The 13,092-nt window shown below is 70.4% G+C and carries 12 protein-coding genes; 11 read left to right on the top strand and 1 reads right to left on the bottom strand.

Annotation, left to right across the window (positions count from 1 at the left end; all coding sequences use genetic code 11):
* Positions 1-125: 125 nt before the first annotated feature.
* Both U1T56_RS14530 and U1T56_RS14525 read left to right on the top strand, forming a co-directional pair.
* Positions 126-2,276 carry a peptidase domain-containing ABC transporter gene (locus U1T56_RS14530; RefSeq protein ID WP_418160203.1) on the top strand — a complete coding sequence of 717 codons (2,151 nt, stop codon included), beginning with the start codon at positions 126-128 and terminating at the stop codon, positions 2,274-2,276.
* Positions 2,277-2,295: 19 nt separating this feature from the next.
* Positions 2,296-3,618, top strand: coding sequence for an HlyD family type I secretion periplasmic adaptor subunit (locus U1T56_RS14525; protein WP_418160202.1), 1,323 nt, complete (start codon positions 2,296-2,298; stop codon positions 3,616-3,618).
* A 14-nt stretch (positions 3,619-3,632) separates the two neighbouring features.
* Here the strand turns inward: U1T56_RS14525 and U1T56_RS14520 are convergent, their stop codons facing one another.
* Positions 3,633-5,429 (bottom strand): sensor histidine kinase, encoded by a 1,797-nt coding sequence (locus U1T56_RS14520; protein ID WP_418160201.1) that lies wholly within the window; start codon positions 5,427-5,429, stop codon positions 3,633-3,635.
* Between the two features lie 282 nt (positions 5,430-5,711).
* On the opposite strand from U1T56_RS14520, the gene rpmH reads away from it, so the two are divergent.
* The 9 genes from rpmH to U1T56_RS14475 all read left to right on the top strand — a co-directional run bounded on the left by rpmH (position 5,712) and on the right by U1T56_RS14475 (position 13,077).
* A complete protein-coding gene (gene rpmH, locus U1T56_RS14515; RefSeq protein WP_078070738.1) occupies positions 5,712-5,846 on the top strand; it encodes a 50S ribosomal protein L34 in 135 nt (44 codons plus the stop codon).
* A gap of 29 nt (positions 5,847-5,875) precedes the next feature.
* Complete coding sequence (gene rnpA / locus U1T56_RS14510; RefSeq protein WP_418160200.1) at positions 5,876-6,229, top strand: ribonuclease P protein component; 354 nt, start codon at positions 5,876-5,878, stop codon at positions 6,227-6,229.
* Positions 6,226-6,471: a membrane protein insertion efficiency factor YidD gene (gene yidD / locus U1T56_RS14505; protein WP_418160199.1), complete on the top strand. Its 246-nt coding sequence runs from the start codon at positions 6,226-6,228 to the stop codon at positions 6,469-6,471. The genes rnpA and yidD overlap by 4 nt, the downstream gene beginning before the upstream one ends.
* 14 nt (positions 6,472-6,485) lie before the next feature.
* The gene (yidC, locus tag U1T56_RS14500; RefSeq protein WP_418160198.1) at positions 6,486-8,201 is read left to right on the top strand and encodes a membrane protein insertase YidC; all 1,716 of its coding nucleotides are present in this window, start codon (positions 6,486-6,488) and stop codon (positions 8,199-8,201) included.
* Positions 8,198-8,905 carry a ribosome biogenesis GTP-binding protein YihA/YsxC gene (yihA, locus tag U1T56_RS14495; protein ID WP_418160197.1) on the top strand — a complete coding sequence of 236 codons (708 nt, stop codon included), beginning with the start codon at positions 8,198-8,200 and terminating at the stop codon, positions 8,903-8,905. The genes yidC and yihA overlap by 4 nt, the downstream gene beginning before the upstream one ends.
* Positions 8,902-9,822, top strand: coding sequence for an acetylglutamate kinase (gene argB / locus U1T56_RS14490; protein WP_418160196.1), 921 nt, complete (start codon positions 8,902-8,904; stop codon positions 9,820-9,822). The genes yihA and argB overlap by 4 nt, the downstream gene beginning before the upstream one ends.
* Before the next feature lie 85 nt (positions 9,823-9,907).
* A complete protein-coding gene (locus U1T56_RS14485) occupies positions 9,908-10,900 on the top strand; it encodes a Tim44 domain-containing protein (protein ID WP_418160195.1) in 993 nt (330 codons plus the stop codon).
* A gap of 14 nt (positions 10,901-10,914) precedes the next feature.
* Entirely contained in the window at positions 10,915-12,183 is a 1,269-nt protein-coding gene (locus tag U1T56_RS14480; RefSeq protein WP_418160194.1) for a winged helix-turn-helix domain-containing protein, read from the top strand.
* A 75-nt stretch (positions 12,184-12,258) separates the two neighbouring features.
* Positions 12,259-13,077, top strand: a complete 819-nt coding sequence (locus U1T56_RS14475) for a BON domain-containing protein (protein WP_418160193.1) — start codon at positions 12,259-12,261, stop codon at positions 13,075-13,077.
* The last annotated feature ends 15 nt before the right edge of the window (positions 13,078-13,092 follow it).

The following is a 13,092-nucleotide window of genomic DNA, read 5'->3' as shown; positions in this document are numbered from 1 at the left end:
CTGTCGGAAACGCGGCAGGTCCATCGGGTGTCTTCAATCGAAGGTTGTTGCGCTCGGGTATGAAATAAAATAATCAGTTAACGGTCCTGCTCGTCGGTCGGCCATTTCCGCGCAGGGAGTTCCGGATGGCTGCCGCGACCCACCAACAACCCGAGCCCGACAAGCCGGTCGAGCGCGGGCCCGACAGCCTGCTCTTGGCCTTCCTCCGGCTGTGCCGCCAGCTCGAGCGGCCGCTCGGCGAGGCCGAGCTGCGGATGGCCGCGGCCGTGCCGAAAGGCGGAGCGGAGCTCGCCCGGCTCGGGCAAATCGCCGACCGGCTGGGTCTCGCCCTGCAGCATCGGCGCGCGAGCCGGCGGGCACTCGCGCGCATGCCGACGCCGTTCCTCCTGATCGGCCGCGAGCCCGGCAAGGCGTGGCTGGTCCGTGGGCGCACCCACGACCAGCTCGTCTTCGTGGAGCCGGTTCGGGGCGGCACCTCCGCCTGCACGCCGGCGGCGGCGGCGAAGCTCGGGGCAAGGATCGTCCGCGCCACGGCGAGCCCGGCACATGCCGACGGCGCGATGCCGGGCTTGTGGCGCTCGCTCCTGCAACGCCGGACGCGAGGCGCTTTGTGGCAGATCGGCCTCGCCTCGGTGGTGATCAACCTTCTGGCGCTCGCCACGCCGCTCTTCATGATGACCGTCTACAACAAGGTCATCAGCCACGCGGCGCTGCGCACGCTGGATGTGCTCGCGATCGGTATGGTGACGCTCGTCGGCTTCGAGCTCGTGCTCCGGTGCTTGCGCGGCTACGTGGCGACCTATGCCGGGGCGCGGCTGGAGGCCGCGATCGGCGACGATCTCGTGCATCACATCCTGCATCTGCCCTATCGCAGCTTCGAGGCCACGCCCAGCACCGTCATGCTGGAGCGCCTGCGCCAGCTCGAGCCCTTGCGCCAGTTCCTCACCGGCCAGCTCCCGCTCCTCGTCGTCGATCTCGGCTTCGTCGGCCTGTTCCTCGCTGCCCTCCTCGTCCTGAGCCCGGTGCTGGGGCTCGTGACCCTCGCCGCCATGCCAGTGTTCGGCCTGCTCTCGTTCCTGGCGCAGCGGCGCCAGGCCGCGCTGCAGCGAGCACAGTTCCGCGCTGCGAGCGCCAGAAGCGCGGCGCTCGGCGAGGCGGTGGCGCAGGCGCTCACCGTCAAGGCTCTGGCGCTCGAACCCGACATGGAGCGCCGCTACGAGCGCCATCTCGTGCGCAGCGTCTGGACGGCGCTCCAGGCCGGGCGCATCGCGCACCTCGCGGCCGGCATCGGCCAGGCGCTCCAACACTTCACCGCGCTGGTTCTGGTCTATCTGGGTGCGCGGTTGATCGTGGCGGGCGAGCTCAGCATCGGTGCTCTCGTCGCGACCTCGCTGCTCTCGGCGCGGGCTCTCGCGCCGATGCGGCAGATGGCGCTCGCCTGGAGCCAATTCCAGCAGGCACGCGAGGCCGTGCGCCGGCTCGACGAGCTTCTGGCCGAGCGCACCGAGGCGGCCGGGCGGCATCCGGTGAGCCGGCTCCAGGTCCAGGGCAGGCTGCGGGCCGAGGCGGTCACGTTCCGCTATCCGGCCGCGAAGCTGCCGGCGCTCGAGCAGGTGAGCCTCGAGGTGGCCCCCGGCACCATGCTCGGTATCGCCGGCCCACCCGGCTCGGGCAAGAGCACGCTCACCAAGCTCCTGATCGGGCTCGAAGTCCCGGAGGCAGGACAGGTGCTGCTCGATGGCGCCGACCTCAGGAGCCTGCCGCCTGCCGCCTTCCGCCACCAGATCGGCGTGGTGCCGCAGGAGGTCCAGCTCTTTTCCGGTACCATCGCCGAGAACATCGGCATGGGCGCCGCCGACCGGTCGTTCGCGCGGATCGTGGCCGCGGCGCGCTTCGTGGGAGCGGACGACTTCATCCGCCGCCTGCCCGACGGCTACGAGACCGTGCTCGGCGAGCGCGGGAGCGGCCTGTCGCTCGGTCAGCGGCAGCTCGTCTCGATCGCCCGCGCCATCGTGCGCAACCCGCGCATCCTGGTGTTGGACGAGGCGACCAGCGCCCTCGATCCGACGGCCGAGGCCTATCTTCTCACCAACATCAAGCGCGCCGGCAGTGGCCGCACGGTCCTGGTCGTGACGCACCGGCCGGCCGTGCTCCAGGCCTGTGACCGGGTGATCCTGCTCGAGCAGGGTCGCATCGTGCATACCGGCACGGCGGGCGAGGTCTTGGCGCTCACCAGGATGCGCGCAGCCCGCGGCGGCCTGCAGGCCGTGCAGTAGGCGGACGGGAGCGCGCTGCATGGCCGATGCCGCTATCGAGGTCCCAGAGCCGCCCGAGGATGCGGCGGCGCTGCTCGACGCGAAGCTGCCGCTCCTGGCGGGAGCGCTCATCGCCACCATCGCCGCCCTCGTCCTCGCCCTTCTCGGCTGGCTCGCCTGGGCCGAGGTCGACGAGGTGGTCCGGGCCACGGGCACGGTCGAGCCCGCCGGCCGGGTGAAGATCGTGAACCATCCGCACGGCGGCCGGGTGGTCGCGATCCACGTGCGCGAGGGCCAGCGGGTCGAGGCGGGGGCGCCGCTCGTCACCTTCGATGGCGAGGTCGCCCGCAGCGAGCACGCCGAGCGCCTGGGCCGGCTGCAGATGCGCACGATCGAGGCCGCCCGCCTCGCCGCCGAGGCCGAAGGCCGCGCGCTCGAGGTCGAACCCGCTCTGGCCGAGGCGCGGCCCGATCTCGTGGCGGCGCAGCGGGCGCTGCTCGAGGCGCGCGACGCCGCCCAGCGCAGCCGGCGTGAGGCGCAGGAGCGGGTGATCCAGACCCGCCGCGACGAGCTCAGGACCGCGGCCGCCGAGGTCGGGCGCCTGCGCAACAGCCTGACCCTGCTGAAGCAGCAGCAGGAAGCGGTGCAGGCGCTCAACGAGCGCGGACTCTATCCGACTCTGAAGCTCGTGCAGGTGCAAAAGCAGCTCAGCGACAACGAGGGCGAGCTCGCGAAGGCCGAGGCGGCGCTCGCCGCGGCGCGCTCGGCGCTGGCCGAAAGCGAGAGCCGGCTCGACAGCCTGGACAAGGAGCACCGCTCCGAGGTGCTGGCCGAACTCGGGGCCGTCTCGGCCGAGCGCGACCAGCTGGCCGAGCAGCTCCGGGCGCAGGCGACGCTGCTCGACGATCTCGTCGTCACCGCGCCGGCGCCCGGCATCGTCCAGGAGATCACGGTCACGGCCCCCGGCCAGGCGGTGGCACCGCAGGAGACGCTGATGAAGCTCGTGCCGGACGCCGAGGGCCTCGTCGTCGAGGCCAGGGTCGCGAATCAGGATGTCGGCCGGCTCCGGCCCGGCATGCCGGCGACCGTGAAGGTGCGGGCGTTCGACTATCTGCGCTACGGCAGCCTGGAGGGTACCTTGCAAAAGGTCAACGCCGATGCCACGCCGGACCCGCGCACGGGCGAGCTCGCCTACGGCATCACGGTGGTGACCGCGCGCGACCATCTCGGCCGCGCACGGGGCGAGCACGACGTGGTCCCCGGCATGGTGGTCGACGTCGAGCTCAAGGTGGGCGAGCGGACGATTCTCTCCTACCTCACCGACCGCATCTTCCGCATGAAGGAGGCTTTTCGCGAGGGCTGACGTCTGTGCAGGCTTCAGCGCCGCTGCGGGCCAGTCATGCTCTCGACCGCGAGGCTGCCGTCGGTGCGCTTGACGAAGGTGAAGGTGCGCTCGCTCCAGCCGTTGCAACGCTGCAGCGCCGGCATGGCGAAGGGGACGTTGTCCTCCTCGATCGTGTTCTGCTCGTCGTACCAGTAGTAGCGGATGTTCATGACCACCCGCCCGGGCGTCTCGTCGACCACCTGAGCACCGGTGATCGCCTGCATCCGCGGCTGGTTGCAGGTCCAGTTCTGCTCGGTGGCGTGCGCGTCGTAATAGCTCTGGACCGGGAATTGCAGGCCCGGATAGCCGGCGACCCCGGGACCTTTGACGCCGCAGCTCGCGAGCAGGAGCAGCACGAAGGGAAGAAGGACGCGGGCAACGGTCTCGAGGGGCATGGAAGGTCTCCTGGGCCCGCCCGCACGCAAGGCTAGACGCGCGGGCAGACGGAGATGAAAGATGGTGCCGCGCTCGGAGGTTTCCAAAAGCTCGATGTCGCCGCCGTGCGCCCGCACGAGCTCGCGGCAGATGGCGAGCCCGAGCCCGTTGCCGTCGGGCTTGGTGGAGCCCGCGAACGGCTCGAACAGATGCTCCTTGATCTTGGTCGGAATGCCGGGGCCCGTGTCGGCGATTTCGAGCGTGAAGATCTCCGGGCTGGGCTTGGCGGTGAAGCGCAGCTCGCCGCCGTTCTCGCCCATGGCCTCGATCGCGTTCTGGGCGAGGTTGTAGAGGAGGCGGAAGAACTGGTCGGGATCGACCAGGAGGTCGAGATCGTCTGGAACCTCGATCGTCCAGGTGACGGGACCCGTCTCCTTGCCGCCGAGATCGCGCCGCACGTTCTCGATCAGGTGGAGCAGACGGACCCGTTGCGGCTGCGGCGCCGGCGGGCCGCTCTTCGCGTAGCTCAGGGTCTCGGCGCACAGGCGCGCCGCGCGCTCGAGCGTCTCGATCAGCCGCGGCGCCACCTTCCTGACCTGCGGGTCGGCGCTGCTCTCGAGACGGTCCGAGATCAGGACGGCGGGGGTGAGGATGTTCTTGAGGTCGTGGCTGATCCGGCTCATGGCGGCACCGAGCGCCGCGAGCCGCGTCTTCTCGGCCAGCGCCTGACGCAGGCTCCGGCGCATCTCGGCCAGGGCCTGCTCGACCACGCCGATCTCGTCGTCGCGGCTCGAAGGCTCGCCGTCGGCCGTGCTGTCCTCGGGCCGGTCGCGGAAAGCGGCGATCTCCTGCTCGAGCCGCTTGAGAGGCTCGACGATCAGCCGCTGCAGGCTCAAGAAGAGCATGGCGGCGACGATCAGCGAGAGGGCGATCGAGAGCCCGAGCACCCGGCCGGAATATTCGATCATCGCCACCCACAGGGCCGCCTCCGGCATGATGATGTCGACCGTGGTGCCGGCCTCCTGCGGCGAGGGGCCGATCACGCGGATGAACCGCGTGCCGCGATGGACGAGCGTGCCGAAGGCGCCCAGGATCATGGTGGACCAGCTCTGGTCGTTGAGGTCGACGAGGCGCTGGTAAGGGGCGATCTCGCCCAGCATCATGGCCTCGTCGCGGCCATAGACCGCGACATAGATGACCCCGGCATGACTCAGGAGCTGGTCGACCGTGTCCATGTCGAGATCGAGCCGCAGCGAAGGCGAGAGATTGAGGGTCGCAAGGTGCGCGGCCGCGATGCGCTCGGCGAGGAAATCGTGCCGGAACCGGGCAATCGAGGGGACATAGAGCAGCACCTCGCCCAGGAGCACGAAGGCGATGGTGAGGAGCAGGATCTTGGCCGACAGGCTTCGGCGCAAGGCGATTCGGCGCATCCTGGCCGCGTCTCTCGTGCCGCGGCGCGCACGCCGTGGCTTGTCCGTCCGGATTCTTTTAGGGTAGCCTCGGCTTCCATCCAAGGGGCACGTCGCTCGGGGCCGTGCGTGCCGGCCCGTGAGCGCTGATCGGGGGAGGGGGCCGATGCCGGGGCGGATCTCCGGCTCGCCCCGCGCGTCTTTCGGGCGGCTACGGTTTGACACCCTCGCAGCTTGTGCGTATAGGGCCGTCTCCGTTCGTCATTCCGAACATCGAAGGTTCTCGTCGTGAAGCGCACGTATCAGCCGAGCAAGCTCGTACGCAAACGCCGGCACGGCTTCCGCGCCCGGATGGCCACCAACGGGGGGCGGAAGGTCCTAGCCGCCCGTCGTGCGCGTGGGCGCAAGCGCCTGTCGGCTTGACCGGGCCCGAGCCTGCGGGCGGGCCCAAGGTGACGCGTCTTCGGCGTCGCAGCGAGTTCCTGGCCGTGGCTCGCGGTCCGCGCGTGCCGCGCGACGCGTTCGTGCTCCAGGGAAACCGGCGCGCCGAGCCCGAGCGCGCCGATATCGTCGGCATCGGTCTTACCGTCACCCGCAAGATCGGCGGGGCGGTGATCCGCAACCGCGCGCGCCGGCGCCTGCGCGAGGCGCTCCGTCGGATCCTGCCCGGACCGGCGCGTCCTGGGCACGATTATGTCGTGGTGGCGCGTCCCGCCGCTCTGACCTGCCCGTTTCCGCTCCTGCAGCAGGAGCTCGTCGCGGCCATCGAGCAGATGGGGCGTCGCCTCGGCCGGAGCCGGCCGTGAGCGTCGCCGCCCGGCTGCTGGCGCTGCTGGTCACCGCCTATCGGTGGCTGATCTCGCCACTTTTGGGCGTGAACTGCCGCTACTGCCCCTCTTGCTCGGAATACGCTATCGAGGCCTTGCGCGCGCATGGCGCCGTCCGGGGCGGCTGGCTCGCCGTGCGACGCCTCGGCCGGTGCCATCCCTGGGGCGGGCACGGCTACGACCCGGTCCCGCCGGCGGCCGCCGAGCGCGGCCGCTCTTAGGAGTCTCCGCCGCTATGAGCGAGCAACGCAACCTGATCCTCGCGATCGTGCTGTCGGTCGGGATCATCCTCGCGTTCCAGTACTTCTACGAAGCGCCCCGGATGCGCGAGCGTCAGGCCGAGGCCGAGCGCAGCGCCGCGACCCAGGTGGTTCCGGGCAGCGAGGCGCCGGCGGGCCAGATTCCGGGTGCGGGCGGCGCACCGGTGCCGGGCCAGCCCATGACCCGCGAGCAGGCCCTGGCCCAGTCGCCGCGCGTGCGGATCGACAACGGTACGGTGCACGGCTCGATCGCGCTCAAGGGCGGGCGCTTCGACGACGTGACGCTGGCACATTACCACGAGACCGTGGACCCGGGCTCGCCCGAGATCGTGCTCCTGAGCCCGCCCGGCAGCCCCAATCCTTATTTCGCCGAGTTCGGCTGGGTCGCGGGCGACGCCTCGATCGCGGTGCCGGGTGCCGATACGCTCTGGCAGGCCGAAGGCGAGCGGCTGACGGCTAAGGACCCGGTGACGCTGCGCTGGGACAACGGCCAGGGCCTGAGCTTCGCCAAGCGCGTCGAGCTCGACCCCGACTACATGTTCACGGTCAAGCAGAGCGTCACCAACAATTCCGACAAGCCGGTGACGCTCTATCCTTACGGCCTCGTCAGCCGTTGGGGCACGCCGCACACGCTGGGCTACTACATCCTGCACGAGGGCCCGATCGGCGTCTTCGACGGCTCGCTCCAGGAGTACAAGTACAGCGCCGTCGCCAAGGAAGGGCAGGTCCAGTTCGACAGCACCGGCGGCTGGATGGGCATCACCGACAAGTACTGGCTGGCCTCGCTCGTCCCGCAGCAGGACCTGGCCCTCAAGGGCGGCTTCCGCCACGTGGCCGAGGGCGACCGCTACCAGGCGGATTATCGCGGGGCGCCCGTGACCGTGGCCCCGGGCCAGACGGTCGAGCTGACCAACCGGCTGTTCGCCGGTGCCAAGGTCGTGACCCTGCTCGACCAGTATGCCAAGAGCCTGAATATCCCGCTGTTCGACCGAGCCGTGGACTTCGGCTGGTTCTACTTTCTGACCAAGCCGATCTTCTATCTCCTGCACTGGCTGCACGCCGTCGTCGGCAATTACGGCGTTGCCATCCTGATCCTGACCCTCCTCGTCAAGGCCGCCTTCTTCCCGCTCGCCGACCGGTCGTACCGGGCCATGGCGAAGATGAAGGCGCTCCAGCCCGAGATGCAGAAGCTCCGGGAGCGCTACGGGGACGACAAGGTCCGGATGAACCAGGAGCTGATGAACCTCTACAAGAGAGAGAAAGTCAACCCGGTCTCGGGCTGCCTGCCCATCTTCATCCAGATCCCGGTGTTCTTCTCGCTCTACAAGGTGCTGTTCGTCACGATCGAGATGCGGCACGCGCCGTTCTTCGGCTGGATCAAGGACCTCTCCGCGCCCGATCCCACCTCGATCTTCAACCTGTTCGGGCTTCTGCCGTTCACGCCGCCGCACATGCTGATGATCGGCGTGTGGCCGCTCATCATGGGCTTCACCATGTGGCTGCAGCAGAAGCTGAACCCGCAGCCGCCCGACCCGACCCAGGCCAAGGTGATGCAGTTCCTGCCGGTGATGTTCACTTTCCTGTTCGCGACCTTCCCGGCCGGCCTCGTCATCTACTGGAGCTGGAACAACGCGCTCTCGATCGCGCAGCAGTGGGCGATCATGAAGCGCATGGGTGTCAAGGCGACGTGAGCGCTGCCCCAGGTCCCGAGCCGGTCCCGGCCGTTCGCGACCCCGACCGCTACGACGACGCTGCGAGCATCGAGGCGGGCAGGAAGCTGTTCGCGCAGCCGGCCACGTTCCTCTTGGGCGTGGCGCGGCTCGGGCAGCTTCCGCCGGCCATGGTGCCCGAGGTCGCGATGGCGGGTCGGTCCAATGTCGGCAAGTCGAGCCTGATCAACGCGCTTACCGGCCGGAACGGTCTCGCGCGCACCTCGAACACGCCGGGCCGCACCCAGGAGATCAACCTGTTCGATCTCGCCGGCGGCCGCCTCACGCTCGTCGACCTGCCGGGCTACGGCTACGCCAAGGCGCCCAAGGAGGTGGTCGAGCGCTGGACCAGGGCCGTCTTCGATTATCTGCGCGGCCGCCCCAACCTGATGCGGGTCTGCCTTCTGATCGACGCCCGGCACGGCCTCAAGAAGGTCGACGAGGAGGTCATGGACCTTCTCGCCAAGGCCGCCGTGCCGTTCCAGGTGGTGCTGACCAAGGCCGATCTCGTCCGTGGCGGCGACCTTTCGAAGCTGGTCCGCGACCTCGAGGGCCGGCTCGCCAGGACCGCGGCAGCGCTGCCGCATCCCATCGTCACCAGCTCGCGGCAGCAGCAGGGCATCGATCTCCTGCGCGCCGCGATCGCCAAGCTCGCCCGACCTCCGACGGACACGACCCCGCCATGACCACGGCCAGCTCCGACGCCGACACCCAAGAAGTGCACGCGATCGCCAGGACCTTGATCGAGGCTCTGCCTTATCTCCGCCGATATCAGGGTGCGGTGATGGTCATCAAGTACGGCGGCCATGCCATGGGCGACCAGACGGCAGCGCGCGACTTCGCGCGCGACGTCGTGCTCCTGAAGCAGGTCGGCATCAACCCGGTCGTGGTCCACGGCGGCGGGCCGCAGATCAAGGCCATGCTCGACCGGCTGAAGATCCCCTCGAGCTTCGTGGACGGCCTGCGCGTCACCGACGAGGCCACGGTCGAGGTGGTCGAGATGGTCCTGGCCGGCAAGATCAACAAGGAGATCGTGACCGCGATCCAGGCGGCGGGCGGCAAGGCGGTCGGCATCTCGGGCAAGGACAGCCGCCTGATCGAGGCGAGGAAGCTCACCCGCACCAGGCGCGATCCCGAGAGCAGCATCGAGCAGGTCGTGGATCTGGGCTATGTCGGCGAGCCCGAGCGGATCAACACCGGCCTCCTCGAGGTCTTCCGGAACACCGACATCATCCCGGTGATCGCCCCGGTGGGCGTCGGCGAGGACGGGCAGACCTACAACATCAACGCCGATACCGCTGCCGGCGCCATCGGCGGGGCGCTCAGGGCGAGAAAGCTCCTCATGCTGACCGACGTGCGCGGCGTGCTGGATGCCGAGAAGCGCTTCCTGCCGACGATCACGGCCGACGATGCGCGCCGGATGATCGCGGAAGGGGTCATCAGCGGCGGCATGATCCCCAAGATCGAGACCTGCCTCGATGCCGTCGACCGCGGCGTGGAGGCCGCCGTCATCCTCGATGGCCGCGTGCCACACGCGATCCTGCTCGAGCTGTTCACCGAGCACGGCTTCGGCACCCAGATCCTCGCCGCAAGCAACCGCTGATCCCACTGGCCGTTCCGCAAGCGGATCCGGCTTCCCATATGGAGAGCGAGCCCGCCCGCTCACGGGCGGCGTTCGGAGGCGGTGCATGAACGTTTCGCTCGAGAAGCCCCTGACCCGTGCCCTGATCGTGGCCACGGCGGCGCTGTTCCTGGCCGCAGGCCAGGCCGAGGCGCGTGCTGGCCGCGGGAGCAGCGGCTTCGGCAGCCGCGGCTCGCGGACCTTCCAGCTCCCGCCTTCGACGCCGACGGCGCCACGGCCGGCAGCTCCCATCGACCGCTCGGTCACCCAGCCCGGCCCGACCGTCAACCCCGGCTTCCAGCGGCCCGCGCCCCCGATGGCGCCGCGTCCCGGCTTCTTCTCGAACCGTGGCGGCTTCTTCGGCGGGCTCCTCGGGGCCGGCCTCATCGGCATGCTCCTGGGCTACGGCCTGTTCGGCGGCATCGGCGGCTTCGGCTCGATCCTCGGGCTCCTGCTCCAGGTCGCGCTCATCGTCTTCCTCGCGCGGCTGGCGTTCCGCTGGTTCCAGCGTCGCACCCAGCCCGGCCTCGCCGGTGCCGGCAGCCATCTCGGGGGCGGGCCCGGCATCTTCCCGCGCACGGCGACGAGCGGGCCGGCCGCGGCCTCTGCGCGCACGGCCCCGGCCGGCGGTATGGCCACGGGCCGCAGCCGCGAGGAGATCCCCATCACCCAGGCCGATCTCGACACGTTCGAGCGCTTGCTGCAGGCCGTCCAGAAGGCTTACGGCGAAGAGGACGTCGCAGCCTTGCGCAGCATCGCGACCCCCGAGATCGTCTCCTATCTCGCCGAGGAGCTCGCCGACAATGCCGGCCGCGGCGTCGTGAACCGGATCAAGGACGTGCGCCTGCTCCAGGGTGACGTGGCTGAATCCTGGCGCGAGGATGGAGTGGATTACTGCACCGTCGCGATGCGCTTCTCACTCGTCGACTGGACGATCGAGCGGGCCACCGGCCGTGTGGTCGAGGGTGACCCGAACCGCCCGACCGAGGTCACCGAGCTCTGGACCTTCCGCCGCCCGCGCGGCGGAAGCTGGCAGCTCAGCGCGATCCAGCAGAGCTAGCCGTCCTCTGCCCCTTGCCCGGGCTCGTACCGCCACCCAAGCGCAGCGATGCGCTCTCTCTTGGAGAGGCGCGTCGTCTGGCGCTGGCGGCGCAAGGGCTCGCCCGTCCTCGGCCACGGCACCCGCCCGATGCGGCGGGGCTGCGCCGCGCCATCCGGCGGCTCGCTCTCCTGCAGCTCGATTCGGTCAACGTGCTCGCCCGCGCCCATTATCTGCCGCTGTTCGCGCGGCAGGGCGCTTACGATCGGGCACTTCTGGACCGGCTGGCCTGCCACGACGGCGCTCCGGCCCGGCGCAGCCGCCGCACGCTGTTCGAATACTGGGCGCACGAAGCCTCGCTCCTCCCGGTCGAGCTGCAGCCGCTCCTTCGCTGGCGCATGGCGCGCGCCGAGGCGGGGGAAGGGGTGTGGTCCGGCATCGCGGCGCTCGGCCGCGAGCAGCCGGAGCTGGTTCGCCGGGTGCTGGACGAGGTCCGCGCCCGCGGACCGCTCGGGGTCTCGGACCTGCCCGATCCCGGCAGCCGCCGCGGCGGCTGGTGGGGCTGGAACCACGGCAAGACGGCGCTGGAATGGCTGTTCTGGACCGGCCGGATCACTGCCGCCGGCCGCCGCAACGGCTTCGAGCGCCTCTACGACCTGCCCGAGCGAGTCCTGCCCGAGGCGATCCTTTCGGCACCCACGCCCGATCCGGCCGATGCCCAGCGCGAGCTCCTGCGCTGCTCGGCGGCAGCGCTCGGCATCGCCACCGAAGCCGATCTGCGCGACTATTTCCGGCTGCCCGTGGCGGATGCGAGGGCGCGGCTCCAGGAGCTGGTCGAGGCCGGGGAGCTCGTGCCCGTCCAGGTCGAAGGCTGGCGCCAGCCGGCCTATCGTGCCGCCGACATCACGATCCCGCGCCGAGCGCAAACGACGGCACTCCTCGCCCCGTTCGATCCTCTGATCTGGGAGCGGGCGCGTACCGAGCGCCTGTTCGGCTTCCGATACCGGATCGAGATCTACACGCCGGCCGAGCGCCGCCGCTACGGCTACTACGTTCTGCCGTTCCTGCAAGGCGATCGGCTCGTCGCCCGCGTCGACCTCAAAGCCGATCGCGCCAGGGGCCGTCTCCTCGTCCGCAGCGCCCACGGCGAGCCCGGCATCGACGCGAGAGAGGTGGCCGAGGCGCTCGCGGCCGAGCTCGCGCACATGAGCGCCTGGCTCGGCCTCGGCTCCGTCACGGTCGAGCCCGCAGGCGATCTGGCACCGGCCCTCGCGGCGGCCGTCACGGCCGAAGGAGCGGCCTAGCGCCGGCCGGAACCCGGCCCCTGGCCACGGGTTCCTCGACCCTGGAGTGACCACCATCCTCAGGGGAGAGCAGCGATGGCCGAGCGGGCATCCCACGGGCGTCCCGAAGAGGGGGGCAGCAGCGCCGATCCCTATCGCCACCAGCCCGATCACCGTTTCTACGGCTACGATGATCCCGGTCGTGAACGACGCTACCGGGACTGGCAGCCCGAGCCGCCACCGGGCGAGACCTATCGGCGGGCGTTCTACAGCCGCTACGGCTTCGGGCTCGGCGACTATGCCGGCCGTGGTGTCTCCCGTGCCGCGGCCGACGCCGTCACCGATTATGACGGCGGCGAGCCCGGCGGCCAGATCCATCCCGAGCACCATGTCCGAGCACGCGGCCAGCGCGGGCGCGGGCCCAAGGGCTATCGCCGCTCCGACGAGCGCATTCGCGAGGACGTGAGCGACTGGCTCACCGACGATGCCTGGATCGATGCCAGCGACATCGAGGTCAGGGTCGAGAACGGCGAGGTGACGCTCGACGGTACGGTGAACAGCCGCCGGGCGCGGCGCCGGGCCGAGGATATCGCCGAGAGCGTCTCGGGCGTCAGCTACGTCCAGAACAATCTGCGCGTGCGGCAGCGGCAGGATCGTGGCCGGCCGCCGATCTACGAGGGTGCTACCTCGAGCAGCGCTCTGGGCGGGCTCGACGCCGGCATGGGCAGTGCCGGGGTCAGCGCGCTCTCGGGCAGTGCCGCGGGCTCGCCTGCGATGGGCACCACCGGCGGGCGCAGCGGTGCCGCTCCCGGCGTCACCAGCACCACCGGCATCGGCTACTCCACCGCCACCGGCACGAACCGCAACGCCGGCACCGGGCCCGGTTCGAGCCAGGAGGAAGGGCATCTCGGCTGAGCGGCCGAAGAGGCC

Source organism: Benzoatithermus flavus (genome assembly GCF_037908215.1).
Classification (GTDB): Bacteria; Pseudomonadota; Alphaproteobacteria; order Geminicoccales; family Geminicoccaceae; genus Benzoatithermus; species Benzoatithermus flavus.
Note: the sequence above shows the minus strand (reverse complement) of the source record. Positions and strands in the feature narration are given on the sequence as shown.

Bases quoted from the DNA above. Each gene is read 5' to 3' on its own strand.
- U1T56_RS14530 (WP_418160203.1), top strand. From the start codon at position 126: ATGGCTGCCGCGACCCACCAACAACCCGAGCCCGACAAGCCGGTCGAG.
- U1T56_RS14525 (WP_418160202.1), top strand. From the start codon at position 2,296: ATGGCCGATGCCGCTATCGAGGTCCCAGAGCCGCCCGAGGATGCGGCG.
- yidC (WP_418160198.1), top strand. From the start codon at position 6,486: ATGAGCGAGCAACGCAACCTGATCCTCGCGATCGTGCTGTCGGTCGGG.
- argB (WP_418160196.1), top strand. From the start codon at position 8,902: ATGACCACGGCCAGCTCCGACGCCGACACCCAAGAAGTGCACGCGATC.
- U1T56_RS14485 (WP_418160195.1), top strand. From the start codon at position 9,908: ATGAACGTTTCGCTCGAGAAGCCCCTGACCCGTGCCCTGATCGTGGCC.
- U1T56_RS14475 (WP_418160193.1), top strand. From the start codon at position 12,259: ATGGCCGAGCGGGCATCCCACGGGCGTCCCGAAGAGGGGGGCAGCAGC.